Genomic DNA, 24,863 nt, shown 5'->3' with positions numbered 1-24,863 from the left:
GGGGTCGGTAAACGATGCAGCACGGCAAGTACCGGTTCATCGCGGGATTTCTGGCAGCTCCGCTGGCGTTGTACGCCGTCTTCGTGATCTGGCCCTTCGCCCAGTCCATCTACTACTCGTTCACGGACTGGACCGGACTGAGCGCGGACTTCCAGATGGTCGGCTTGGACAACTACAGCCGAATGCTCGACGACGACATCTTCTGGAAGTCGCTGCAGCACAGTGTGCTGCTCGCACTGCTGCTGCCACTGGTGACGCTGGGCCTGGCACTCTTCTTCGCCTTCATGCTCAATGTCGGCGGCCGTCGGCGCAAGAACGCCGCGGTCGCCGGTGTGCGCGGTTCCGCTTTCTACAAGATCGCCTATTTCTTCCCGCAGGTCCTGTCGATCGTGATCGTGGCCCTGCTGTTCCAGTTCGCGTTCAACCCGACGTCCGGAATGCTGAACGCGACACTGAAGGGCGTCGGTCTCAAGAGTCTCCAGCCGGACTGGCTCGGTGACCCCGATCTCGCGCTCTACTGCGTGATGGTCGTGCTGATCTGGTCGACGGTCGGATTCTTCGTCGTCCTCTTCTCCGCCGGTATGGCGTCGATCCCGAAGGACTTCTACGAGGCCGCGCTGCTCGACGGGGCCGACCGCGTCACGACGTTCTTCAAGATCACGCTGCCGCTGCTCTGGGACACCGTGCAGTCCGGCTGGGTCTACATGGGCATCCTGGCGCTCGGTGTGGAGGCCTTCACCGCCGTACAGGTCATGACGGTGGGGCCGGGCGGCCCCGACTACTCCACCACCGTCCTGCCGCTGTACGTCTACCAGACGGCCTTCCGGGACGCCCAGGCCGGTTACGCGACCACGATCGGCGTCGGGCTGCTCATCGTCACCATGCTCTTCGCGGGCATCGTGATGCGACTGGGCCGGCGCGAGCGGCTGGAGTTCTGATGCCGCCCCGCCCGCAGACCGGCGACCGCAAGACCGGCCCCACGCAGAACAGTTCGGTCCCGGTGGCCGGCCCGACAGTTGTACGAGGTGAGCACGTATGAAGGTCGCTGAGACCCCGCCCGCCGTACCGGCACCGCGCTCGCCGGTGACGAAGACGAAGGCCCCGGTGGACGGTCCCGCCAGGAGCGGTGAGGGCAAGGTCCTCAACGTCTTCTCGCACGGTGTGCTGGTCATCTGGGCGGTGCTCGTCGTCATGCCGCTGCTCTGGGCGGTGATGTCGTCCTTCAAGACGGACGACTCGATCCTGTCGACGCCCTGGTCACTGCCGGACGAGCTGCACTTCGAGAACTGGTCGCGGGCCTGGAACCAGGCCCACATGAGCGACTACTTCCTCAACACCATCCTGGTGGTGGGCGGTTCACTCATCGGTACCCTGCTGCTCGGCTCGATGGCGGCGTACGTGCTGGCGCGGTTCGACTTCCCGGGGAACCGCTTCATCTACTTCCTCTTCATCGGCGGGATGAGCTTCCCGATCATCCTGGCGCTGGTCCCGCTGTTCTTCGTCATGAACAACATGGGCCTGCTGAACTCGGTGCACGGGCTGATCCTGGTGTACATCGCGTACTCGCTGCCGTTCACCGTCTTCTTCCTGACCTCGTTCTTCAGGACCCTGCCGACCTCGATCGCGGAAGCGGCCATGCTCGACGGCGCCTCGCACACCCGGACGTTCTTCCAGGTGATGCTGCCGATGGCGAAGCCCGGCCTGATCAGCGTCGGCATCTTCAACTTCCTCGGCCAGTGGAACCAGTACATGCTGCCGACGGTGCTCAACACCGATCCGGACGGCAAGGTGCTCTCCCAGGGCCTGGTGGAACTGGCCACCAGCCAGGGGTACAAGGGGGACTGGTCGGGTCTCTTCGCCGGTCTGGTCATGGCGATGCTGCCCGTCCTCGCCGCCTACATCGTCTTCCAGCGGCAGGTCGTCGCGGGGCTGACGGCGGGGGCGCTCAAGTAGGGACCGCTCCGAGGAGCGCGTTCACGTATCAGCAGTTCTTGTCGTGACCCGGCGACAAGAGTCACCAGAAACGAACAAGCCCCCGGGCTCAGGAACCACCCTTCGGCCACCGGTCGAGGGGTGGTTCCATGCTATTTGCACCGGTTTCCCCTCTGTTCGGATGTGGAGGCCCCATGCTCATCGGAGGCTGCGACTGCTCAAGGTCTTGACGGGGGGCACCCCAAAACGCTCAGCTTAGGGTTCACATGTTAGAGAAAACGGCAGGAGTGAGAGAGTCGATGGAGACTCCGGGGTCGCAGACATCTCTGCATCGGGCCAACCTTGAGCGGGTCGTACGTGCCGTAAGGATGGCGGGGTCCCTGACCCAGGCCGAGATCGCCAGGAGTACCGGTCTCTCCGCAGCCACTGTCTCCAACATCGTCCGTGAACTCAAGGACAGCGGCACGGTCGAGGTGACCCCCACCTCGGCGGGCGGGCGCCGTGCCAGGAGTGTCTCCCTGAGTGGGGACGCGGGCATTGTCATAGGGGTGGATTTCGGGCACACCCATCTTCGGGTGGCCATCGGCAACCTGGCTCACCAGGTGCTGGCCGAGGAATCCGAGCCGCTCGATGTGGACGCCTCGTCGGCCCAGGGGTTCGGCCGGGCCGAACAGCTGGTCAACCGCCTGGTCGAGACCACCGGGATCAGTCCCGGGAAGGTGATCGGCGTAGGCCTCGGTGTGCCGGGTCCGATCGACGTCGAGTCCGGCACGCTGGGCTCCACCTCGATCCTTCCGGGCTGGACGGGCATCAATCCCGGTCAGGAGCTCGCCGGCCGCCTCGGCGTGCCGGTGTACGTGGACAACGACGCCAACCTCGGAGCGCTCGGGGAGCTCGTCTGGGGCAGCGGCAGGGGCGTCAAGGACCTCGCGTACATCAAGGTCGCCAGCGGTGTCGGCGCCGGCCTGGTGATCGACGGGCGCATCTACCGGGGCCCCGGCGGCACGGCCGGCGAGATCGGCCACATCACCCTCGACGAGTCGGGCCCTGTCTGCCGCTGCGGCAACCGTGGCTGCCTGGAGACCTTCACCGCCGCCCGGTACGTCCTGCCGCTGCTGAAGCCCAGCCACGGGGCCGATCTCACCATGGAGCGGATGGTCCAGCTGGCCCGCGAGGGTGATCCGGGCTGCCGCAGGGTCATCGGGGACGTCGGCCGGCACGTCGGCAGCGGGGTCGCGAACCTGTGCAACCTGCTCAACCCGAGCCGGGTGGTGCTCGGCGGATCGCTCGCGGAGGCGGGCGAGCTGGTGCTGGCGCCCATCCGTGACTCGGTCTCGCGCTATGCCATTCCCAGTGCCGCGCGACAGCTCTCCGTGCTCCCCGGAGCGCTCGGAGGGCGGGCCGAGGTGCTGGGCGCGTTGGCCCTCGTACTCAGTGAGATGGGGGATTCAACCCTTTTGGAAAGCACCCTCCCTGCGGCGTCTCCTGCCTTCACTTAGATAACGAATGGCACCGTTGTCATCTCGTTAAGGATTTACTCCTTGACGTCGCCTCTGTGGCCGAGTTGACTTCCAGCCACCTCGGCCGCAACGTCGCGGCCTCGTCAGGGAGGTTCGAAATGAACACGCGTATGCGTCGTGCCGCCGTTGCCGTCGCCGCCACCACCATGGCCGTCTCGCTCGCCGCTTGCGGGAGTGCCAAGGAGTCCGGCGACAAGACCAGTTCGGAGTCGGCCAAGAAGGGCGACGACCTCAAGATCGGTCTGCTTCTTCCCGAGAACGGCACGGCCCGTTACGAGAAGTTCGACAAGCCGATCATCGAGAAGAAGGTCAGCGAGCTCACGGGCGACAAGGCGGAGGTCGTCTACTCCAACGCCCGGCAGGACGCCACGCTGCAGGCGCAGCAGGTCGACACCATGATCACGAACAAGGTCGACGCGCTCATCATCGACGCCGTCGACTCCAAGGCCATCGAGACGAGCGTCAAGAAGGCCAAGGCCGAGGGCATCCCCGTCGTCGCCTTCGACCGCCTCGCCGAGGGCCCGATCGACGCCTACACCTCCTTCGACAACGAAGAGGTCGGCCGCGTCCAGGGCACGGCCCTGCTGGAGGCCCTGAAGGGCAAGGCCAAGCCCACCGTCGTGATGATGCACGGCGCGATCACCGACCCGAACGCCAAGCTCTTCAAGAAGGGCGCCAAGTCGGTGCTCGACGGCAAGGTGACGTACGGCAAGGAGTACGACACCAAGGAGTGGAAGGCCGAGAACGCCAACGCCAACATGGAGGGCGCGATCACGGCCCTCGGCAAGGACAAGATCGACGGCGTCTACTCCGCCAACGACGGCATGGCGGGCGGCATCATCCAGGCGCTCAAGTCCGCGGGCATCTCCAAGCTCCCGCCGGTCACCGGCCAGGACGCCGAACTCGCCGGCGTGCAGCACATCGTCAGCGGTGAGCAGTTCATGAGCGTCTACAAGTCGTACCCGCAGGAGGGCGTCATCGCCGCGGAGATGGCCGTGGCGCTCGCCAAGGGCGAGAAGCTCGACTCGATCGCCACGTCCAAGGTCGACAACGGTGACACGAAGGGCATTCCGACCGTCCTCGTCCCGGTCGTCTCGCTGACCAAGGACAACATCAAGGACACCATCATCAAGGATGGCATCTGGACGATCGACGAGATCTGCACGGCCAAGTACAAGGCCGCCTGCGACTCCATCGGTCTGAAGAACTAGCTCCCACCGCTCGGTGGCGGCCCCGGCCCCGCCGAGCGGCCCCAGGCCTGTCCGGCGCCCGCCCACCAACTGTCCCGCTACCGGGCTGGGCGCCGGACGGAACGCTTCTGCTTTTTCTTACTCTTCTGCTCGACCACCGCGCCTTCCCTCAGGCGCGGCATCCCCGCCGGGTCAGGCGGCGAAGGAGATGGTTCACGTGTCCGCTACGCCCGTGTTGGCGTTGCGAGGGGTCTCCAAGCGATTCGGTGCCGTCCAGGCGCTCACCGAAGTAGAGCTTGAGGTCCACGCCGGTGAAGTGGTCGCCCTGGTGGGCGACAACGGCGCCGGTAAATCAACGTTGGTCAAGACGATCGCCGGGGTGCACCCGATCGATGACGGAGTCATCGAGTGGGACGGCCGGCCGGTCCAGATCAACAAGCCGAACGACGCCCAGGGCCTGGGCATCGCGACCGTCTACCAGGACCTCGCGCTCTGCGACAACATCGACGTCGTCGGCAACCTCTACCTCGGCCGGGAGATCCGTAAGTTCGGAATCCTCGACGAGGTCGAGATGGAGCGCCGCTCCCGCGAGCTCCTGTCCACGCTGTCGATCCGCATCCCCAGTGTGCGCATCCCGATCGCCTCGCTCTCCGGGGGCCAGCGCCAGACCGTCGCCATCGCCCGGTCGATGCTCGGTGAGCCCAAGCTCGTCATCCTCGACGAGCCCACCGCCGCCCTCGGCGTCGAGCAGACCGCACAGGTCCTCGACCTCGTCGAGCGGCTGCGCGAACGCGGTCACGCGGTCATCCTCATCAGCCACAACATGGCCGATGTGAAGGCCGTCGCCGACAAGGTCGCCGTGCTCCGGCTGGGCCGGAACAACGGTGTCTTCGACGTGAAGACCACGTCGCAGGAAGAGATCATCTCCGCCATCACGGGCGCCACGGAGAACGCCGTGACCCGTCGTGCGGCGCGTAACGCGGAGGCCAAGAAGTGACAACCGACAAGACGTCCACGGCCGTGGTCAACCCGGAGGCCGCCAAGGGCGCGGACACCGCGGTCGACCCCCGGCTGCTCGTGCGTGAGCAGGGCTTCGCCGGGTACCTCACCGAGTTCAAGCGCAAGATGCGCGGTGGCGACCTCGGCTCGATCCCGGTGATCATCGGCCTGATCATCATCTGCGTGGTCTTCCAGAGCCTGAACTCCGAGTTCCTCTCCGCGAAGAACATCAGCGACATCGCCGTGGCGATGGTGGCCACCGGCATGATGGCCGTCGGCATCATCTTCGTGCTGATGCTCGGCGAGATCGACCTGTCGGTCGGTTCGGTCAGCGGTGTCTCCGGTGCCGTCGTGGCCGTGCTCAGCGTGACCAACGGCATGAACGAGTGGCTCGCCGTCGTCGTCGCGATCGTCAGCGGCGCGGTCATCGGTGCCGTCCACGGCTTCTTCTTCGCCAGGATCGGCGCCCCCGCGTTCGCCGTCACCCTCGCCGGCCTGCTGTTCTGGCTGGGGCTCATGCTCCAGCTCCTCGGCGACACCGGCACGATCAACCTCGACAGCGACGGCGTGGTCGGCAAGCTGACCACGTACTACTTCACGGACGTCGCCGCCGCGTACGGCCTGGCCGCTCTCGCGGTGATCGCCTTCTTCCTCTCGGCGTTCCTGGACAGCCGCCGCCGTGAGGCAGCGGGCGTCCCCTCCCGGCCGGTCACCGACATCGTGGTGCGCACCGTCGTGCTCGCGGTGTTCGCCTTCGCCGCGGCGTACATGTTCAACCAGTACCGCGGTCTCCCGCTGGCTCTGGTCCTCTTCCTCATCGTTCTGGTCGGCACGGACTTCGTTCTGCGCCGTACGACCTACGGGCGGAAGATCTTCGCGCTCGGCGGCAGCGTCGAGGCGTCCCGTCGTGCCGGCATCAACGTCACCGCGATCCGTGTCTCGGTGTTCGCCATCGCCGGCACCTTCGCGGCGATCGGCGGCCTGTTCTGGGCTTCCAAGATCGCGGCCGTCAACCAGGGTTCCGGCACCGGTGACCTCCTGATGAACGTCATCGCCGCGGCCGTCATCGGCGGCACCAGCCTCTTCGGTGGCCGGGGCCGCACCTGGAACGCCCTGCTCGGTGTCATGGTGATCGTCTCGATCCAGTACGGCCTGTCGCTGGAGGGCATCAAGACCCCGGTCCAGTACATGATCACCGGTGGTGTGCTTCTCGCCACGGTCGTCATCGACTCCGTCACCCGCAGGACGCAGAAGACCGCGGGCCGCGCCTGACCGTCCGCACCTGCGCACATGTGCCCGGCATCCCCCGTGATGCCGGGCACGTGCGCGTCCGCCCTGTCCCGGCGGCGCGGCGGAATGTGCCGCCCGATGACCGGGGCCGCCGGCGGAACATTAGACTCATCGGATCGACACGCTCGACCAGCTCACAAGCAAGGAGGCACGGGTGGACCTGCTGACCCGCATCAGGGGACCGCGCGACCTGGACCGGCTCGGTCTCGAGCAGCTCGACCAGCTCGCAGGCGAGATCCGTACCTTCCTCGTCGAGGAGGTGGCCAAGACCGGCGGCCACCTCGGCCCGAACCTCGGCGTGGTCGAGCTGACCATCGCCCTGCACCGGGTCTTCGAGTCCCCGCAGGACAAGGTCCTCTTCGACACCGGCCACCAGAGCTATGTGCACAAGCTGCTCACCGGCCGGCAGGACTTCTCGAAGCTCAAGAGCAAGGGCGGACTCTCCGGATACCCGTCCCGCGCGGAGTCCGAGCACGACGTCATCGAGAACTCGCACGCCTCGACGGTGCTCGGCTGGGCCGACGGCCTCGCCAAGGCCAACGAGATCCTGAAGAAGGACGACCACGTCGTCGCGGTCATCGGTGACGGCGCGCTCACCGGCGGTATGGCCTGGGAGGCGCTGAACAACATCGCCGCCGCCAAGGACCGCCCCCTCGTCATCGTCGTCAACGACAACGAGCGCTCGTACGCACCGACCATCGGCGGCCTCGCGAACCACCTCGCCACCCTCCGTACCACCGACGGGTACGAGCGGTTCCTGGCCCGCGGCAAGGACCTCCTGGAGCGCACGCCCGTCGTCGGCAGGCCGCTCTACGAGACCCTGCACGGCGCCAAGAAGGGCCTCAAGGACTTCATCGCCCCGCAGGGCATGTTCGAGGACCTCGGCCTGAAGTACGTCGGCCCGATCGACGGCCACGACATCGAGGCCCTGGAGTCCGCGCTCCAGCGGGCCAAGCGCTTCGGCGGCCCGGTCATCGTGCACTGCCTCACCGAGAAGGGCCGCGGCTACACCCCCGCCCTCGAGGACGAGGCGGACCGCTTCCACGCGGTCGGCAAGATCCACCCGGACACCGGCCTGCCCATCTCCACCTCCGGCCTCGACTGGACCTCGGTCTTCGGCGAGGAGATGGTCAAGCTGGGCCACGAGCGCGAGGACATCGTCGCCATCACGGCGGCCATGCTCCAGCCCGTCGGCCTCGGCAAGTTCGAGGCGGCCTTCCCGGACCGGATCTATGACGTCGGGATCGCCGAGCAGCACGCGGCGGTCTCCGCGGCGGGCCTCGCCACCGGCGGGCTGCACCCCGTCTTCGCCGTCTACGCCACCTTCCTCAACCGGGCCTTCGACCAGGTCCTGATGGACGTCGCCCTGCACAAGTGCGGAGTGACCTTCGTCCTGGACCGGGCCGGTGTCACGGGCACGGACGGCGCCTCGCACAACGGCATGTGGGACATGTCGATCCTGCAGTGCGTGCCGACCCTGCGCATCGCCGCCCCGCGCGACGCCGACCAGGTCCGCGCCCAACTGCGCGAGGCCGTCGCCGTCGACGACGCGCCCACCGTCGTCCGCTTCTCCAAGGGCGCGGTCGGCCCCGCGGTCAAGGCCGTGGGTACGGCGGGCGGCATGGACATCCTGCGTACGGCGGGTACGGACGCGCCGGACGTCCTCCTGGTCTCCGTCGGCGCGCTCGCCCCGATGTGCCTGGAGATCGCCGCCCTGCTGGACGCCCAGGGCATCTCCACGACCGTGGTGGACCCGCGCTGGGTCAAGCCCGTCGACGAGGCACTCGCCCCGCTCGCCGCGGAGCACCGGGTCGTCGTCACCGTCGAGGACAACAGCAGGGCCGGCGGTGTCGGCTCCGCCGTCGCCCAGGCTCTGCGCGACGCCGACGTCGACGTGCCGCTGCGCGACTTCGGCATCCCGCCGGTCTTCCTCGACCACGCCACGCGCGGCGAGGTCCTGGCCGAGATCGGACTGACCGCGCCGGACATCGCCCGCCAGGTCACCGGCCTGGTCGCCAAGCTCGACGGACGCTACGAGAGCCGTGTCGTGGAGCAGCCCGTCCGCGACTGATCCGCCCGCACGCACATGGGCCGGCCGCCCACCCCACTCGGGTGGTCCGACCGGCCCATTCGCGTGAAACCGGGGCGTAGGGAGCGTGCGGGAAGGGCTGGTTCCGAATCATGGCGTCCACGACGAGTGCGTGGAGGTACGCCGGTGAGCACGCAGCATGACACTCCCCCCAGCGAGAAGGGACTGTTCAGGACCAAGACGGTCGAACAGTCCATCCGCGATACCGAAGAGCCGGAGCACACTCTCAAGAAGTCCCTCTCCGCGGTCGACCTCACGGTCTTCGGGGTGGGTGTCATCATCGGCACCGGAATCTTCGTCCTCACGGGCAAGGTCGCCAAGGAGACGGCGGGCCCCGCCACGGCCCTCGCGTTCGTCGTGGCGGGCATCGTCTGTGCGCTCGCCGCCCTCTGCTACGCCGAATTCGCCTCGACCGTCCCGGTGGCCGGATCGGCGTACACCTTCTCGTACGCCTCTCTGGGCGAACTCGTGGCCTGGATCATCGGCTGGGACCTGGTGCTGGAATTCGCCCTGGGCACCGCGGTGGTGGCCGTCGGCTGGTCCGGTTACGTCCGCTCCCTCCTGGACAACGTCGGCTGGACGATGCCCGAGACGCTCTCCGGCCCGGACGTGGCGAGCGGCCTGGGCTTCGACATCCTGGCTTTCGTCCTCGTGCTGATCCTGACCGTGGTCCTGGTGCTCGGGATGAAACTCTCCGCCCGGGTGACCACGGTGGTCGTCGTCATCAAGCTGGTGGTCGTGGGCATCGTGATCATCGCCGGCCTCTTCTTCATCAAGTCGGCCAACTACTCACCCTTCATCCCCGAGGCGGAGAAGCAGCCCTCGGGCTCGGGCCTGGACGCACCACTGATTCAGCTGATCTTCGGCTACGAACCGACGAACTTCGGCATCATGGGCATCTTCACCGCGGCGTCCGTCGTGTTCTTCGCCTTCATCGGCTTCGACGTCGTGGCCACCGCCGCCGAGGAGACCAAGCTCCCGCAGCGTGACATGCCGCGCGGCATTCTCGCCTCGCTCGTCATCTGCACCCTGCTCTACGTCGCCGTGTCGATCGTCGTCACCGGCATGCAGCACTACTCCGAACTGTCCGTCAGCGCCCCGCTCGCCGATGCCTTCAAGGCCGTCGGACACCCCTTCTACGCGGGCGTCATCAGCTTCGGCGCCGCGGTCGGCCTCACCACGGTCTGCATGATCCTGCTGCTCGGCCAGACCCGGGTGTTCTTCGCGATGAGCCGCGACGGACTGCTCCCGAGGTTCTTCTCGGTCACGCACCCGCGCTTCGGTACCCCGTACCGCCCGACGATCCTGCTCGGTGTGGTCATCGCGATCGTGGCCGGCTTCACGAGCATCAACGAGCTGGCCACCCTGGTGAACATCGGCACGCTCTTCGCATTCGTGGTCGTGGCCCTCGGCGTCATCGTCCTGCGCCGCACCCGCCCCGACCTGCACCGGGCCTTCCGCACCCCGTGGGTACCGCTGCTCCCGATCGTCTCGGTGGCCGCCTCGGTCTGGCTGATGCTGAACCTGCCGGCGGAGACCTGGCTCCGCTTCGGGATCTGGATGGTGCTCGGCGTGATCATCTACTTCGTGTACGGACGCCGGAACAGTCGTATGTCGAAGGCCCGTTGACGTGGTCAGCCCTGCCGTGACCGTGGCAGCGGCCGTACCGTACGCGGACCCGTACAGAGGGCCCCGTACGCCTCGGCCCGCTGCCGCAGTCCACGGTCGGCCGTGACCACGACGCAGGGCCGCACACCCTGGGCGGACGCCGCCAGGGAGGCGATCAGGTCGTCCCCGCTGCCGGGCGCCGCCTCCACCCGTACCCCCGGCACGGACACGACCCCCCGGGCCGCCCCCTCCACGACGAGCACGAGTTCCACCGGGCCGGGGTGCCCGGGCAGCCCCTCGGCGGCGTACAGGACAAGAGAGTCCCGCAGCCGCTCGGCAGCGCCGTGCCGGTCCCGCCACCAGCGGTCCGGCACGGACCCCACCACGTTGGCGGCGTCGACGATCACCAGGGTCTGCTCCACGGTCATCCCTGCAGGATGGCAGATCAGCCGCCGGTGGCCGGAGACTTCTTGGCCGACTCGGGAATCCTGCCGTCCGTCCGGATCGCCTTCCAGAGGTCGCCGGCCTGTGGTTCCGACGCCACCACACGGTTCGGGTCCTGCTCGTCGTAGGCGACCGGCAGCATGATCGTCTCCATCGACGCGGGGTCGACGCCGTTCATCGAGCGGGCGAACTCGCTGAGCGAGGTCAGCGAGGCGAGCCCCTCGTCGGTGGTCAGCGACTTGGTCGCGGAATTGGCGATCCTGTACGCGGTCGCCGGACTGCCCAGCAGGTCCTGGGACTTGATCTCCTTCAGCAGCGCCATCAGGAACTGCTGCTGGAGCCCGATCCGGCCCAGGTCGCTGCCGTCGCCCACGCCGTGCCGGGTCCGCACATAGGCGAGGGACTCGGTGCCGTCGAGCCTGTGCGTGCCGGCGGCCAGGTCGAGGCCCGAGACCTTGTCCTTGATCGGCTCCTCGACCTCCACGTCGACTCCGCCCATGGCGTCGACCAGGTCCTTGAAGCCCGCGAAGTCGATCTCCAGGTAGTGGTCGATCCGGACCCCGGACATCTTCTCCACGGTCTTGACCACGCAGGCCGGACCGGCCTGGGAGTAGACGGAGTTGAACATGACCCGCTCCGCGGATGCCGTCCTCGAACCGTCGTCCTTGACGCACTCGGGCCGGGTCACCAGGGTGTCGCGCGGGATGGACACGGCGACGGCCTCGGACCGGCCCTCGGGTAGGTGCACCACCATCGCGGTGTCGGACCGTGCCCCACTGACACCGCCGCCTCCGCCCAGCTCCTTGTTCTCCGCCCCTGCGCGTGAGTCGGAGCCCAGGACGAGCAGGTTCTGCCCGGTGGTGGGGAGCTTCTCGGGACGGTCCTCACCGAGCGCCTGGTCGATGTCGACGCCCTTGATGTTGCCGTCGAGGTCCTGGTACATCCAGTACGCCGTGCCACCGCCCGCGAGCAGGAGCACGAGCAGGACCCCGAGCGTGATCTTGAGGCCGCGGCGGCGCTCACGGGGCTTCTTCCGGCCCTGCTTCGGCGCTTCCGCCCGTCGTGAGGCGCGCGGGCCCGGGGTTACGGCGTCGTGGCTCATCCTGCACGCGTCCCTTGGTCTGTGGCCCGTGAGGGCTGGGTGTGGTGATGGGGACTCGGGTGGGGCCGGTCCACATGTGCGGGGGAGGCTGAGGCGGGGGAGCGGGTGCCGGCCAGCGGGTGGGGCTTGCAGACGACCCTCGGCTGACGCTCCTGCGGGAGCAGCATGCGCACGAGCCGCTCACCGGCAGGGATGACCGAGCCCGATGGCGCCGGCCACCAGGGGGACGTCCAGGAGCAGCGTCGTGCGGACGTGCTGGTTCATCAGGAACGGGTGCAGCACTCGCCGGAGCTCATGAAGCATCGGACTGAACTTTAGACAGCAATGAAAGGTCTGGTGGGCTTTCGGAGGAGAAATGTCGAACATGTGACGACCGGATGCCGAACAGCGGCCTGTGCGAGCCCGAGAGGGATGCGTCGAGGGCGTAGGCCGTGCAGTGGTGCGCACCGTCGGCCCGATGGCTCTCCGGGCGATCCGGGCACAGCGAAGGGTACGACCCGTGGCCGAGCCGTACCCTTCGCCGCTCTTCGTCAGGTGTTACGCCGGGACGCTCGCCACGCCCTGCGCCAGGAACCGCTTGCCGTTGACCCGCTCCGAGACGCCCTCACGGTCCAGGTACGGCGTGATGCCGCCCAGGTGGAAGGGCCAGCCCGCGCCGGTGATCAGGCAGAGGTCGATGTCCTGGGCCTCGGCGACGACGCCCTCGTCCAGCATCAGGCCGATCTCCTGCGCCACCGCGTCCAGGACGCGGTCACGGACCTGGTCCTCCGTCAGGACGGTGTCGCCCTGCTTGAGGAGTGCGGCGACCTCGGGGTCCAGCTCCGGCTTGCCGGATCCATAGACGTAGAAGCCGCGCTTGCCGGCCTTGACGACTGCCGCGAGGTTCTCGGAGACCGTGAAGCGCTCCGGGAAGGCGCGGTTCAGGGTCTCGGAGACGTGCAGACCGATGGCGGGGCCGACCAGCTCCAGCAGCACCAGCGGGGACATCGGCAGGCCGAGGGGCTCGATGGCCTTCTCCGCCGTCTCGACCGGGGTGCCCTCGTCGATGATGTTCTGGATCTCGCCCATGAAGCGGGTGAGAATGCGGTTGACGACGAACGCCGGGGCGTCCTTCACCAGGACCGCCGTCTTCTTCAGCTTGCGGGCGACGCCGAAGGCCGTGGCCAGCGAGGCGTCGTCGGTCTGCTCACCGCGGACGATCTCCAGGAGCGGGAGGATCGCGACCGGGTTGAAGAAGTGGAAGCCGACGACCCGCTCGGGGTTCTTCAGCTTCGACGCCATCTCGGTGACCGAGAGGGACGAGGTGTTCGTGGCGAGGATCGCGTGCGCCGGGGCGACCGCCTCGACCTCCGCGAACACCTGCTGCTTGACGCCGATCTCCTCGAAGACGGCCTCGATGATGAAGTCGGCGTCGGAGAAGCCCTCCGCCTTGTCCAGCACACCGGAGACCAGGGCCTTGAGGCGGTTGGCCTTGTCCTGGTTGATGCGGCCCTTGCCGAGCAGCTTGTCGATCTCGGCCTGGACGTAGCCCACACCCTTGTCGACGCGCTCCTGGTCGATGTCCGTGAGGACGACCGGTACCTCCAGGCGGCGGAGGAAGAGCAGCGCGAGCTGGCTGGCCATCAGGCCCGCGCCCACGACGCCGACCTTGGTGACCGGGCGGGCCAGGGACTTGTCCGGGGCGCCGGCCGGGCGCTTGGCGCGCTTCTGCACCAGATTGAAGGAGTAGATCCCGGAGCGCAGCTCGCCGCCCATGATCAGGTCCGCGAGGGCCTGGTCCTCGGCGTCGAAGCCGGCGCTCAGGTCGCCGTCCTTGGCCGCGGCGATGATCTCCAGCGCGCGGTACGCGGCGGGGGCGGCGCCGTGCACCTTGGAGTCCGCGACGGCCTTGCCGCGGGCGACGGCCTGGTCCCAGGCGTCACCGCGGTCGACCTCGGGACGCTCGACCGCGATCTCGCCCTTGAGGACGGACGCGGTCCAGATCAGCGACTGCTCCAGGAAGTCCGCGCCCTCGAAGATCGCGTCGGCGATCCCGAGCTCGAAGACCTGCTTGCCCTTGAGCTGACGGTTCTGGTTCAGCGAGTTCTCGATGATCACCGAGACGGCGCGGTCGGCGCCGACCAGGTTGGGGAGCAGTGCGCAGCCGCCCCAGCCGGGGACCAGACCGAGGAAGACCTCGGGCAGTGAGAACGCGGGGATCGCGGTGGAGACGGTGCGGTACGAGCAGTGCAGACCGATCTCGACACCGCCGCCCATGGCCGCGCCGTTGTAGTACGCGAACGTCGGGACCGCGAGGCCGGACAGGCGGCGGAAGACGTCGTGGCCGCCCTTGCCGATGGCCAGCGCGTCCGTGTGGTTCTTGAGGAGCTCGACGCCCTTGAGGTCGGCGCCGACCGCGAAGATGAACGGCTTGCCGGTGACACCGGCACCGACGATCGCGCCTTCGGCGGCCTCCTTCTCGACCTGGTCGACGGCGGCGTTCAGGTTCGCCAGCGACTGGGGGCCGACGGTGGTCGGCTTGGTGTGGTCGAGGCCGTTGTCCAGCGTGATGAGGGCGAAGCGGCCCGCACCGCCGGGAAGGTCGAGATGGCGTACGTGCGCCTGCGTGACGACCTCGCCGGGGAACAGCTCGGCCGCACCCTTCAGAAGCTCAGTGGTGGTGGTGCTCACTTGTTGCCTCCGTCGAAATTCGGGTTCTCCCAGACGACCGTGGCGCCCATGCCGAAGCCGACGCACATCGTCGTCAGGCCGTAGCGGACCTCCGGCTGCTCCTCGAACTGGCGGGCCAGCTGAGTCATCAGGCGGACGCCGGAGGAGGCCAGCGGGTGACCGTAGGCGATCGCGCCGCCGTACTGGTTGACGCGCTGGTCGTCGTCGGCGATGCCGTAGTGCTCCAGGAAGGCGAGCACCTGCACGGCGAAGGCCTCGTTGATCTCGAAGAGACCGATGTCGTCGATGGAGAGGCCGGCCTTGGCCAGGGCCTTCTCCGTCGCCGGGATCGGGCCGTATCCCATGACCTCCGGCTCGACACCCGCGAAGGCGTAGGACACGAGACGCATCTTGACCGGGAGACCCAGCTCGCGGGCGGTCTCCTCGGAAGCGAGCAGCGAGGCGGTGGCGCCGTCGTTGAGACCCGCGGCGTTACCGGCCGTCACGCGGCCGTGGGCGCGGAACGGGGTCTTCAGGCCGGCCAGCGACTCCAGCGTGGTGCCCGGGCGCATCGGCTCGTCGGCGGTGACCAGGCCCCAGCCCGTCTCCCCGGCCTCGGCGTTGGTGCGGCGCACGGAGACCGGCACCAGGTCCTGCTGGATCGTGCCGTTGGCGTACGCCTTGGCGGCCTTCTCCTGCGAGCGGACCGCGTACTCGTCGGCGCGCTGCTTGGTGATCGAGGGGTACCTGTCGTGCAGGTTCTCCGCGGTCATGCCCATGAAGAGGGCGGACTCGTCGACCAGCTTCTCCGACACGAGGCGCGGGTTCGGGTCCACGCTCTCGCCCATCGGGTGGCGGCCCATGTGCTCGACACCGCCGGCGATGACGACGTCGTACGCGCCGAAGGCGATGGAGCCGGCCGTCGAGGTGACGGCGGTCAGGGCGCCCGCACACATGCGGTCGATGGAGTAACCGGGCACCGACTGCGGCAGCCCGGCCAGGATTCCGGCGGTGCGCCCGAGGGTGAGGCCCTGGTCACCGATCTGGGTGGTCGCGGCGATGGCGACCTCGTCGATCTTCGCGGGGTCCAGGTCCGGGTTGCGGCGCAGCAGCTCCCGGATGGCCTTCACGACGAGATCGTCGGCGCGGGTCTCGTGGTAGATGCCCTTCGGGCCCGCTTTGCCGAACGGGGTGCGGACGCCGTCGACGAAGACGACGTCCCGGATGGTACGAGGCACGGTGGCTCTCCTCCAGGGTGCGGGATGGCACTGCTGCGGACGCACACATCGGCGCGCCACGCCCCTCATGCTACTTGCGGGTAACCAGACTGCCCACCCCCCACCACCGGAGCGGTGAACGTCACACGCGACGGGGGCGTCACCGGTGCCCTGGGAAGGCCGGTTAAGTGGCGTGAATTCGATCCTCCTCGACGAGTCGGTCCGTGGTGTGGCCGCGACACGCGTACGCCCCCCTGCCGGAGGCGGATCCGGCAGGGGGGCGCACGCGTGTTCGGGGTGCCTCAGGCGCTCGCGTCCAGGGCCCGCAGCAGCAGGGGGCCGACCTGCTCGATCTGCCAGTGGCGCGCCCCGTGACCGGCCAGCGCGCTCTCCACCGTGTCCGGGGTCAGGACCTTGGGCGGCTCCCAGCAGACCCGGCGCACGGTGTCCGGGGTGATGAGATTCTCCTGCGGCAGGTGCAGCCGCTCGGCGAGCTCCGATACGGCGGCACGGGCCGCCGACAGCCGGGCCGCGGCGGCCGGGTCCTTGTCCGCCCAGGAGCGGGGCGGCGGCGGACCCGCCGGCTGCTGACCGGGCTGCGGCAGCTCCGACTCCGGCAGCTTCTTGGCCCGGTCGACGGCCGCCTGCCACTGCTCCAGCTGACGGCGCCCCATGCGGTGCCCGAACCCGGGCAGCGCGGTGAGCGCGTTCACGTCGGCCGGGAGTGCCAGGGCCGCCTCGATGATCGCGGCGTCGCCGAGCACCTTGCCGGGCGAGATGTCGCGGCGCTGCGCCACCTGGTCACGGGCGGTCCACAGCTCCCGGACGACCGCGATCTGACGGCGGCGGCGCACCTTGTGCATGCCGGAGGTCCGGCGCCACGGGTCCTTGCGCGGGGGAGCGGGCGGCGCCGAGGCGATCGCGGCGAACTCCTCCAGCGCCCACTCCAGCTTGCCCTGCCGGTCCAGCTCCTCCTCCAGGGCGTTGCGCAGGTCCACCAGCAGCTCGACGTCGAGCGCGGCGTAGCGCAGCCAGGGTTCGGGCAGGGGGCGGGTGGACCAGTCGACCGCGGAGTGGCCCTTCTCCAGGGCGTAGCCGAGGACGTTCTCCACTATGGCGCCCAGGCCGACCCGCGGGAATCCCGCCAGCCGTCCGGCGAGCTCCGTGTCGAACAGCGAGGTCGGGGTCATGCCTATGTCGCGCAGGCAGGGCAGATCCTGGGTCGCGGCGTGCAGAATCCACTCAGTTCCGGTCAGGGCCTCGCCGAGCCCGGACAGGTCTGGGCAGCCGACGGGGTCGATCAGCGCGCTCCCCGCGCCCTCGCGGCGCAGCTGTACGAGGTAGGCGCGCTGCCCGTAGCGATAGCCGGAGGCGCGCTCGGCGTCGACGGCGACGGGGCCGGTGCCTGCGGCGAAGTCCGCGATCACCCGGGCCAGCGCATCGTCGGACGCCACCACCGGGGGGATGCCCTCGCGCGGTTCGAGCAAGGGGATCGGCGCCGGGGCGACGTCGTCCGGGGGAGCGCCCCCGGTGGTTCGCAGTGAACTGGCTTCTGCGGTCTCTTGGGCGTCGGTCACATGCCAAGGGTATCTGTGTATGTGCGTCGCCCGTCGACGGAACGTTCCGTCGACGGGCGGCCATGCACGTAAACCGGCCGGTTACGCATCCGCGCAGGTGCCGGTGGGTCAGGGCCTGTCGTTCGGATCAGGCTGGAACAGGGAGCGGGGCCCGGTGCCGTGCTCGCGAGGCGGAGGAGGGAGCCATGGCGACCGGCGGCATCACCGCGAGGTGCGGTGCCAGGGTTCGTGAGCCCAGCATGATCCGAACGACAGGCCTCAGGGGGGTCAGTGGATGATGCCCGTGCGCAGGGCCACGGCGACCATCCCGGCACGGTCTCCGGTGCCGAGCTTGCGGGCGATGCGGGCGAGGTGGCTCTTGACGGTGAGGGCGGAGAGGCCCATCGAGACGCCGATGGCCTTGTTGGACTGGCCTTCGGCGACCAGGCGGAGCACCTCCACCTCACGACCGGAGAGTTCTCGGTAGCCGCCCGGGTGGCTCGGGGAACCGGGAGGCCTGCGGTGCATTCGGGCTGCGTTGGCGCCGATCGGGGCGACGCCGGGACGGGTGGGATGGCCGATGTTGGTACGGGTGCCGGTGACGACATAGCCTTTCACGCCGCCCGCGAGGGCGTTGCGTACCGCGCCGATGTCATCGGCGGCGGAGAGGGCGAGGCCGTTCGGCCAGCCGGCGGCTCGGGTCTCGGACAGCAGGGTCAGCCCGGAACCGTCGGGCAGGTGGACGTCGGCAACGCAGATGTCGCGCGGGTTGCCGACGCGGGGGCGGGCCTCCGCGATGGACGACGCCTCGATGACGTCACGAACTCCGAGGGCCCACAGATGGCGGGTGACGGTGGAACGGACGCGCGGGTCGGCCACGACGACCATGGCCGTCGGCTTGTTCGGGCGGTAGGCGACCAGGCTTGCGGGCTGCTCGAGGAGAACGGACACCAGGCCTCCTGGGGGGAGTGGCGGGACGGGCCGGCTCGGGGATGAAGCCGGGGCGAACCGTGCTTGAAGGGTCATTGACCTCTTCGGCAGCAGGTGCGTCCTCCTTTAGAGGAAGATCACGATTTAGTGAGTAACAATTCGGGCAAATAGGACGCGCGATCGATTGTACGAAAAGAGAGCCGGCCTCTGTGCGACCGGTTCCCTCCGAAAGGTGACGCAGTGTCAGGGGGCCTGGGGCCCGCGCCGCTGGGGCAGCGTCACCACCGCCGCGTCGGCCGTGCCGGACGGCGGCAGGCCGGCGAGCTGGCAGAGCAGATCGCCCCAGGCAACCAGATGCGCACCCATGTCCGGCACCCCGCCGTGCCCCTCGCGCGGCGTCCACGAGGCCCGGATCTCGATCTGCGTGGCCGGGTGGCGCGCGGACAGCGCGCCGAAGTAGTGGGAGCCGGCGCGCGTCACCGTCCCGCCGGCCTCCCCGTACGAGAGGCCACGGGCCTCCAGCGCACCCGTGAGCCAGGACCAGCACACCTCGGGCAGCAGCGGGTCGGCCGCCATCTCCGGTTCCAGTTCGGCCCGTACGAGTGTCACCAAGCGGAACGTGCCCTGCCAGGCGTCGTGTCCGGACGGGTCGTGCAGGAGGACCAGGCGGCCGTCGGCGAGATCGTCCTCGCCCTCCACGACGGCGGCCTCCACGGCGTACGCGTGCGGGGCGAGCCGCTGCGGCGGCCGTGTGGGCTCGACCTCCAGTTCGGGGCGCAGACGGGCGGAACGCAGCGCGTCGACCGCCGACCGGAACGCGAGCGGGACGGTGTCGCCCTCCGCGCCCTCCTCGCTGTCAGTGCCATCGGAATGATCGGAAAATTGTCCCTGAGCCGGAGCCATGCGGGGAAGAGTAGGCGGAACCGGAGCGCCGTGCAGGGAGGGACACCCATGCGACGTCCGGCTCGTTGCCGCTCCGTGCGAAGATTCTGTGCGTGAGTGCCAACGACCTTCCCCGAGAGTTCAGCCCCGTCCGATCAGGGGAGGGCCCCTCGTCGGGCCTGCGGACACCATCCGCCACCCATGAGTCGGCGTTCCTCAAGGCCTGCCGCCGCGAGCCGGTGCCGCACACCCCGGTCTGGTTCATGCGCCAGGCGGGGCGCTCGCTGCCCGAGTACCTGAAGGTCCGCGAGGGCATCGCGATGCTCGACTCCTGCATGATGCCGGAGCTGGTCACCGAGATCACGCTGCAGCCCGTACGCCGTCACAAGGTCGACGCAGCGATCTACTTCAGCGACATCGTCGTACCGCTCAAGGCCATCGGTATCGACCTCGACATCAAGCCCGGCGTCGGCCCGGTGATCGCCGAGCCGATCCGCACCCGCGCCGATCTGGCCCGGCTCCGTGACCTGACCCCCGAGGACGTCCCGTACGTCACCGAGGCCATGGGGATGCTCACCGCGGAGCTCGGAGCCACGCCGCTGATCGGGTTCGCCGGTGCGCCGTTCACTCTTGCGAGCTACCTCGTGGAGGGCGGCCCGTCCCGCAACCACGAGCGCACCAAGGCCATGATGTACGGCGAGCCGGAGCTCTGGGCGGATCTGCTCGACCGGCTCGCGGCGATCACCGGTGCGTTCCTGAAGGTCCAGATCGAGGCCGGCGCGTCCGCGGTCCAGCTCTTCGACTCCTGGGTAGGCGCCCTGGCCCCGGCCGACTACCGCCGCTCCGTGATGCCGGCCTCCGCGAAGGTGTTCGACGCCGTCGCGTCGTACGGCGTCCCGCGCATCCACTTCGGCGTCGGCACCGGCGAACTGCTCGGCCTCATGGGCGAGGCCGGCGCGGACGTCGTCGGTGTGGACTGGCGCGTCCCGATGGACGAGGGGGCCCGCCGCGTCGGTCCCGGCAAGGCGCTCCAGGGCAACCTCGACCCGGCGGTGCTCTTCGCTCCGACCGAGGCGGTGGAGGCGAAGGCCCGCGAGGTGCTCGACGCCGCCGCCGGTCTCGAGGGCCACATCTTCAACCTCGGACACGGCGTCATGCCGGCCACGGCCCCGGACGCGCTGACGCGCCTCGTCGAGTACGTGCACGAGCAGACGGCGCGCTGAGGCCTTCCGTTCGGATCCTGCCGGGCCGGCCTCCAGGCCCACCCGCACCGGGCTGACCCACGGTGCTCCGTCGGCGAGGACGGTGCCGGCGTACCGGGTACGGGGAGCTTGCAGCCGGGCGCGGACGGCCGCGTCGAAGGGAGGAGTCATTTCCGGAGGCCACCGGCCACGATCGGCGGGACGTCCCGGAACGGACGAACCTAACCGCCCGCCGCCCGCACCGCCGCCACAGCCTTGCGGGCGGCCACCAGGACCGGGTCCCAGACCGGGGAGAACGGCGGGGCGTAACCGAGGTCGAGGGCCGTCATGGCCTCCACCGTCATCCCGGCGGTGAGCGCCACCGCCGCGACGTCCACGCGCTTCGCCGCCCCGTCGCGGCCGACGATCTGCACGCCCAGGAGCCGGCCCGTCCGGTACTCCGCGAGCATCTTCACCGTCATCGGCTTCGCTCCCGGGTAGTAGCCGGCACGCCCCGTCGACTCGATCGTCGCCGTGACGTAGCGCAGGCCGACCGCTCGTGCGTCCTTCTCGCGCAGCCCGGTCCTGGCGATCTCCAGGTCGCAGACCTTGCTCACCGCCGTACCCACCACGCCGGGGAAGGTGCCGTAGCCGCCGCCGACGTTGGACCCGATGATCTGGCCGTGCTTGTTGGCGTGGGTACCGAGCGCGATGTGCCGGGTGCGGCCGGCGACGAGGTCCAGGACCTCGACGCAGTCCCCGCCCGCCCAGATGTCGTCCTGTCCCACGACGCGCATCGACAGGTCCGTCAGGAGGCCGCCGTGCGGCCCCAGCGGCAGACCGGCCTCGCGGGCCAGGCCGGTCTCCGGCTCGACGCCGATGCCGAGCACGACGACATCCGCGGGACAGGTCCCCCCGTCCGTGACGACCGCCGTGGCCCGACCGTCCCGGCCGGTGTCGATCCGGGTGACCGCCGCGCCGTTGACCGTGGTGATGCCCAGCCCGTCCATCGCGTCGTGGACCAGCCGTCCCATGTCCGGATCGAGCGTCGCCATCGGCTGCGCGCCGCGGTTGAGCACCGTCACCTCGAAGCCGCGCTTGAGCATCGCCTCGGCCATCTCGACGCCGATGTAGCCCGCACCGACGACCACCGCCCGTCGCCCCGGAGCACGGTCCAGCGATTCCAGGAGCGCCTGGCCGTCGCCCAGGGTCTGCACCCCGTGGACCCCCGGGGCGTCGATCCCCGGCAGATCGGGGCGCACCGGCCGGGCGCCCGTGGCGATCACCAGCTTGTCGTAGCCCGTCCAGTACGTCTCGCCGCTGTCGCGGTCCAGCGCCCGTACACGGTGCCCGGCGACGTCGATCTCCGTCACCTCGGTACGGGTGCGCAGATCGATGGAACGGGCCCGGTGCTCCTCGGGCGTGCGGGCGATGAGGTCGTCGGGCCCCTCCACGTCGCCGCTCACCCAGTACGGGATGCCGCAGGCGGAGTACGACGTGAAGTCGCCGCGCTCGAAGGCGACGATGCTCATCGCGTCGGGCCCCTTGAGCCTGCGGGCCTGCGACGCGGCGGACATGCCCGCCGCGTCGCCTCCGACGATCACCAGTCGCTCCGCCGCCACAGTCAGGTCCCTTCGCCGCAGGATGCAGGTCGGAGGCCCACGCTACGGCGCCTACGGGGCCGGTGGGGCCTCAGAGGTCTCCGTGGCCTCCTGGGGCGTCGTAGGGCGCGGTCGCAGACGGCCGCGCAGCCGCCGCCACAGGAGCACCAGGACGGCCGCGGCGACCAGGAACGGCGCCGTGGCACCGAACGCCACCGCGATCCACCGCAGCATGGTCACGAACGCGTCCCAGCCGCCGCCCAGCGCGTCCAGGAAGCCGGTGTCCTCCTCGCCGGGGTCCTCTCCCTCCTCGTACGGTTCGCTGAGGTCCAGCGTGATCGTCGCCAGCGAGGTGCGGTCCTCCAGTGATGCCTGCTGGGCGAGCAGCGACTCCAAGTCGGACTGCCGGCTGCTCAGTTCGCCCTCCAGCGTCACCACATCGGTGAGCTTCTCGGCCTTGTCCATCAGATCGCGGACCCGCGCGACGCTCGCCCGCTGGGTGGCGATCCGGCTCTCGACGTCGACGACCTCCCCGGTGACGTCCTTCGCGTCGGACGTACGGGACAGCAGCTTCCCCGACCCCGCGAGACTGCGCAGCACCTCGTCGTACCGGGCCTGCGGCACGCGCAGGACGAGATGGGACATGTCGTGGGAGTCGTCGACCCGTTCCGTGGTCTCGTCCGCGACGATTCCACCGGCGCCCTCCGCCGCGTCGCGTGCCGCGGCGACCGCCTTCGGCACGCTCTTCACCTCGATGGTGAGGCCGGCCGTGCGGATGACATGGACGGCGACCGTGGACCCAGGCCGCGGCGCCGAGGAGGCACCGTCGGCGGGCTTCGCAGCCGACTTCCCACCGGCACCGGCACCGGCTGCCGCGGGCGCCGCTGCCTTCTCGTCGGACGCGGAGTTCAGCCCCTGTCCGCCGCTGTCGGAGGAGGCGCCGCACGCGCCGGTGGCCAGGAGCATCGCGAGCAGTGCCGCGGCTGCCGACGCACGGGTGCGGCGCCGGTCCGGTCGAGTGGGTGGATGACTGTCCGTGTGGCGTCCGTATGGCATGACGCGTCCCCCCAGGGCTGTTGTCGATGGTGCGGATTCGACGTGCGGGACCCGTGCGCGGGTTGCCGATCAGGGGTTTCGAAGTGGTCACGTTCAGGACTCGTACAGGGTTTGAGAGAGTGGACCCATGCAGCGTCCTCTTCAGCGCGACACCACACGTACGGGCCATGCCGTCGTCATCGGCGGTGGCATCGCCGGACTCGCAGCCGCCCACCGGCTGTTGGCCTCCGGACTCCGGGTCACCGTCCTGGAGGCGACGGACCGGCTCGGCGGCAAGCTGATGACGGGCGAGATCGCGGGCACCCGGGTCGACCTCGGTGCCGAGTCGATGCTCGCGCGGCGGCCCGAAGCGGTCGCGCTGGCAACCGCGGTGGGGCTCGGCGACCGGCTCCGGCCGCCCGCCACCGCCGCCGCCTCGGTCTGGACCCGCGACGCGCTGCGCCCGATGCCCAAGGGGCACGTGATGGGCGTGCCGGGCGCCCCGGCGGCCGTCAGCGGTGTGCTCTCGCCCGAGGGTCTGGCGAGGATCGCCGAGGAGCGCGACCTCACCCCGACCGCCGTCGGCGACGACGTCGCGGTCGGCTCGTACGTCGCCGACCGGCTCGGCCGGGAGGTCGTCGACCGGCTCGTGGAGCCGCTGCTCGGCGGGGTGTACGCCGGCGACGCCTACCGGATCTCGATGCGCGCCGCCGTGCCCCAGCTCTTCGAAGCGGTGAAGGAGGGCGGCCCGCTCCTCGACGGCGTACGCCGCATCCAGGAGCGGGCCGCCGCCCGGCAGCAGACCGGACCGGTCTTCCAGGGCATCGAGGGGGGCATCGGCACCCTGCCGGGTGCCGTGGCCGACGCCGTACGGTCCGGGGGTGCCGAGATCCTCACGGAGACCCCGGTGCTCGGCCTGACCCGCACCGGCGATGGCTGGGCCGTGCGCACCGACAGCCGGGTGATCGCCGCCGACGCCGTCGTCCTGGCCACCCCCGCCTGGTCCGCGTCCACCCTGCTCGCCGCCGAGTGCCCGGCCGCCTCGGTCGAGCTCGCGGCCGTCGAGTACGCCTCGATGGCGCTGGTCACCATGGCGTTCCGGCGCTCCGGCATCGAGGGGGCCGACGCGCTCCAGGGGCGCTCCGGATTCCTCGTACCGCCCGTCGACGGGCGCACGATCAAGGCCGCCACCTTCTCCAGCAACAAGTGGCAGTGGGTCGCCGACGCGGCCCCCGACCTCTTCGTGCTGCGCACCTCCGTCGGCCGCTACGGCGAGGAGGAGCACCTGCACCGTGAGGACTCCGAGCTCGTCGCCGCGTCCCTGGGCGATCTGGCCACCGCGACCGGGCTGACGGCCCGTCCCGTCGACACCGAGGTCACCCGGTGGATCGGCGGGCTGCCCCAGTACCCCGTGGGCCACCTCGGACGGGTCGCCCGGATCCGCGACGAGGTCGCCAAGCTGCCCGGTCTGAGGGTGTGCGGAGCGGTGTACGACGGCGTCGGGATCCCGGCCTGTGTCGCGAGCGCGCACCGCGCCGCGGACGAGATCGTCCAGGACCTCACGGGCGCGGCCGCAGGGGAGATCGACAACACGCGGACCCGGGTTCGGGGCACCGGGAGCGAGGCGGGACAATAGCC

20 protein-coding genes are annotated in these 24,863 nt (G+C 69.7%); 10 read left to right on the top strand and 10 right to left on the bottom strand.

Going from position 1 to position 24,863, the window contains the following annotated elements; genetic code table 11:
• Positions 1-14: 14 nt before the first annotated feature.
• The 8 genes from ACFYQ5_RS31070 to ACFYQ5_RS31035 all read left to right on the top strand — a co-directional run bounded on the left by ACFYQ5_RS31070 (position 15) and on the right by ACFYQ5_RS31035 (position 10,649).
• A complete protein-coding gene (locus ACFYQ5_RS31070; RefSeq protein ID WP_389202375.1) occupies positions 15-938 on the top strand; it encodes a carbohydrate ABC transporter permease in 924 nt (307 codons plus the stop codon).
• 97 nt (positions 939-1,035) lie between these two features.
• Positions 1,036-1,953: a carbohydrate ABC transporter permease gene (locus ACFYQ5_RS31065; protein WP_389202373.1), complete on the top strand. Its 918-nt coding sequence runs from the start codon at positions 1,036-1,038 to the stop codon at positions 1,951-1,953.
• Between the two features lie 278 nt (positions 1,954-2,231).
• Positions 2,232-3,431 (top strand): ROK family protein, encoded by a 1,200-nt coding sequence (locus ACFYQ5_RS31060; protein WP_389202371.1) that lies wholly within the window; start codon positions 2,232-2,234, stop codon positions 3,429-3,431.
• Positions 3,432-3,550: 119 nt separating this feature from the next.
• A complete protein-coding gene (locus ACFYQ5_RS31055) occupies positions 3,551-4,663 on the top strand; it encodes a sugar ABC transporter substrate-binding protein (protein ID WP_389202369.1) in 1,113 nt (370 codons plus the stop codon).
• Between the two features lie 187 nt (positions 4,664-4,850).
• Positions 4,851-5,639 carry an ATP-binding cassette domain-containing protein gene (locus tag ACFYQ5_RS31050; RefSeq protein ID WP_389202368.1) on the top strand — a complete coding sequence of 263 codons (789 nt, stop codon included), beginning with the start codon at positions 4,851-4,853 and terminating at the stop codon, positions 5,637-5,639.
• Positions 5,636-6,913 (top strand): sugar ABC transporter permease, encoded by a 1,278-nt coding sequence (locus ACFYQ5_RS31045; protein ID WP_389202366.1) that lies wholly within the window; start codon positions 5,636-5,638, stop codon positions 6,911-6,913. Before ACFYQ5_RS31050 ends, ACFYQ5_RS31045 begins: the two co-directional genes overlap by 4 nt.
• Before the next feature lie 172 nt (positions 6,914-7,085).
• Positions 7,086-9,002, top strand: a complete 1,917-nt coding sequence (gene dxs / locus ACFYQ5_RS31040) for a 1-deoxy-D-xylulose-5-phosphate synthase (protein WP_389202364.1) — start codon at positions 7,086-7,088, stop codon at positions 9,000-9,002.
• A gap of 144 nt (positions 9,003-9,146) precedes the next feature.
• The gene (locus ACFYQ5_RS31035) at positions 9,147-10,649 is read left to right on the top strand and encodes an amino acid permease (RefSeq protein ID WP_389202361.1); all 1,503 of its coding nucleotides are present in this window, start codon (positions 9,147-9,149) and stop codon (positions 10,647-10,649) included.
• 5 nt (positions 10,650-10,654) lie between these two features.
• On the opposite strand, the gene ACFYQ5_RS31030 is transcribed toward ACFYQ5_RS31035, so the two are convergent.
• From ACFYQ5_RS31030 to ACFYQ5_RS30995, 8 genes are all read right to left on the bottom strand, one after another.
• Entirely contained in the window at positions 10,655-11,056 is a 402-nt protein-coding gene (locus ACFYQ5_RS31030; RefSeq protein ID WP_389202359.1) for an NTP pyrophosphohydrolase, read from the bottom strand.
• 17 nt (positions 11,057-11,073) lie between these two features.
• Positions 11,074-12,174, bottom strand: coding sequence for an LCP family protein (locus ACFYQ5_RS31025; protein WP_389202358.1), 1,101 nt, complete (start codon positions 12,172-12,174; stop codon positions 11,074-11,076).
• Between the two features lie 180 nt (positions 12,175-12,354).
• The gene (locus ACFYQ5_RS31020) at positions 12,355-12,477 is read right to left on the bottom strand and encodes a hypothetical protein (protein ID WP_389202356.1); all 123 of its coding nucleotides are present in this window, start codon (positions 12,475-12,477) and stop codon (positions 12,355-12,357) included.
• A 234-nt stretch (positions 12,478-12,711) separates the two neighbouring features.
• Positions 12,712-14,844: a 3-hydroxyacyl-CoA dehydrogenase NAD-binding domain-containing protein gene (locus ACFYQ5_RS31015; protein WP_389202354.1), complete on the bottom strand. Its 2,133-nt coding sequence runs from the start codon at positions 14,842-14,844 to the stop codon at positions 12,712-12,714.
• Positions 14,841-16,061: a thiolase family protein gene (locus ACFYQ5_RS31010; protein ID WP_389202353.1), complete on the bottom strand. Its 1,221-nt coding sequence runs from the start codon at positions 16,059-16,061 to the stop codon at positions 14,841-14,843. The genes ACFYQ5_RS31015 and ACFYQ5_RS31010 overlap by 4 nt, the downstream gene beginning before the upstream one ends.
• A gap of 281 nt (positions 16,062-16,342) precedes the next feature.
• The gene (locus ACFYQ5_RS31005) at positions 16,343-17,617 is read right to left on the bottom strand and encodes an HRDC domain-containing protein (RefSeq protein ID WP_389202351.1); all 1,275 of its coding nucleotides are present in this window, start codon (positions 17,615-17,617) and stop codon (positions 16,343-16,345) included.
• A gap of 267 nt (positions 17,618-17,884) precedes the next feature.
• The gene (locus ACFYQ5_RS31000) at positions 17,885-18,547 is read right to left on the bottom strand and encodes a response regulator transcription factor (RefSeq protein ID WP_033300087.1); all 663 of its coding nucleotides are present in this window, start codon (positions 18,545-18,547) and stop codon (positions 17,885-17,887) included.
• Between the two features lie 222 nt (positions 18,548-18,769).
• Positions 18,770-19,429: a DUF3000 domain-containing protein gene (locus tag ACFYQ5_RS30995; RefSeq protein ID WP_389202349.1), complete on the bottom strand. Its 660-nt coding sequence runs from the start codon at positions 19,427-19,429 to the stop codon at positions 18,770-18,772.
• A 158-nt stretch (positions 19,430-19,587) separates the two neighbouring features.
• Here ACFYQ5_RS30995 and hemE point away from each other — a divergent pair, with 158 nt between their 5' ends.
• Positions 19,588-20,631, top strand: coding sequence for a uroporphyrinogen decarboxylase (gene hemE / locus ACFYQ5_RS30990; RefSeq protein ID WP_389202384.1), 1,044 nt, complete (start codon positions 19,588-19,590; stop codon positions 20,629-20,631).
• Between the two features lie 200 nt (positions 20,632-20,831).
• On the opposite strand, the gene ACFYQ5_RS30985 is transcribed toward hemE, so the two are convergent.
• The gene (locus ACFYQ5_RS30985) at positions 20,832-22,211 is read right to left on the bottom strand and encodes an FAD-dependent oxidoreductase (RefSeq protein WP_389202347.1); all 1,380 of its coding nucleotides are present in this window, start codon (positions 22,209-22,211) and stop codon (positions 20,832-20,834) included.
• Positions 22,212-22,262: 51 nt separating this feature from the next.
• Positions 22,263-23,246 (bottom strand): DUF4349 domain-containing protein, encoded by a 984-nt coding sequence (locus ACFYQ5_RS30980; RefSeq protein ID WP_389202346.1) that lies wholly within the window; start codon positions 23,244-23,246, stop codon positions 22,263-22,265.
• A 127-nt stretch (positions 23,247-23,373) separates the two neighbouring features.
• Between ACFYQ5_RS30980 and hemG the strand changes: the two genes are divergently transcribed.
• Complete coding sequence (hemG, locus tag ACFYQ5_RS30975; RefSeq protein ID WP_389202344.1) at positions 23,374-24,861, top strand: protoporphyrinogen oxidase; 1,488 nt, start codon at positions 23,374-23,376, stop codon at positions 24,859-24,861.
• The last annotated feature ends 2 nt before the right edge of the window (positions 24,862-24,863 follow it).

Source organism: Streptomyces sp. NPDC005794 (genome assembly GCF_042871445.1).
In the GTDB taxonomy this organism is placed as follows: domain Bacteria; phylum Actinomycetota; class Actinomycetes; order Streptomycetales; family Streptomycetaceae; genus Streptomyces.
This window is presented reverse-complemented; position numbering and strand designations above follow the sequence as displayed.

What these genes read in the sequence shown, in the direction of transcription:
- ACFYQ5_RS31070 (WP_389202375.1), top strand. Translation starts at nt 15, where the DNA reads ATGCAGCACGGCAAGTACCGGTTCATCGCGGGATTTCTGGCAGCTCCG.
- ACFYQ5_RS31065 (WP_389202373.1), top strand. Translation starts at nt 1,036, where the DNA reads ATGAAGGTCGCTGAGACCCCGCCCGCCGTACCGGCACCGCGCTCGCCG.
- ACFYQ5_RS31060 (WP_389202371.1), top strand. Translation starts at nt 2,232, where the DNA reads ATGGAGACTCCGGGGTCGCAGACATCTCTGCATCGGGCCAACCTTGAG.
- ACFYQ5_RS31055 (WP_389202369.1), top strand. Translation starts at nt 3,551, where the DNA reads ATGAACACGCGTATGCGTCGTGCCGCCGTTGCCGTCGCCGCCACCACC.
- ACFYQ5_RS31050 (WP_389202368.1), top strand. Translation starts at nt 4,851, where the DNA reads ATGGTTCACGTGTCCGCTACGCCCGTGTTGGCGTTGCGAGGGGTCTCC.
- ACFYQ5_RS31030 (WP_389202359.1), bottom strand. Translation starts at nt 11,056, where the DNA reads ATGACCGTGGAGCAGACCCTGGTGATCGTCGACGCCGCCAACGTGGTG.
- ACFYQ5_RS31025 (WP_389202358.1), bottom strand. Translation starts at nt 12,174, where the DNA reads ATGAGCCACGACGCCGTAACCCCGGGCCCGCGCGCCTCACGACGGGCG.
- ACFYQ5_RS31020 (WP_389202356.1), bottom strand. Translation starts at nt 12,477, where the DNA reads ATGCTTCATGAGCTCCGGCGAGTGCTGCACCCGTTCCTGATGAACCAG.
- ACFYQ5_RS30995 (WP_389202349.1), bottom strand. Translation starts at nt 19,429, where the DNA reads ATGGCTCCGGCTCAGGGACAATTTTCCGATCATTCCGATGGCACTGAC.
- ACFYQ5_RS30980 (WP_389202346.1), bottom strand. Translation starts at nt 23,246, where the DNA reads ATGCCATACGGACGCCACACGGACAGTCATCCACCCACTCGACCGGAC.
- hemG (WP_389202344.1), top strand. Translation starts at nt 23,374, where the DNA reads ATGCAGCGTCCTCTTCAGCGCGACACCACACGTACGGGCCATGCCGTC.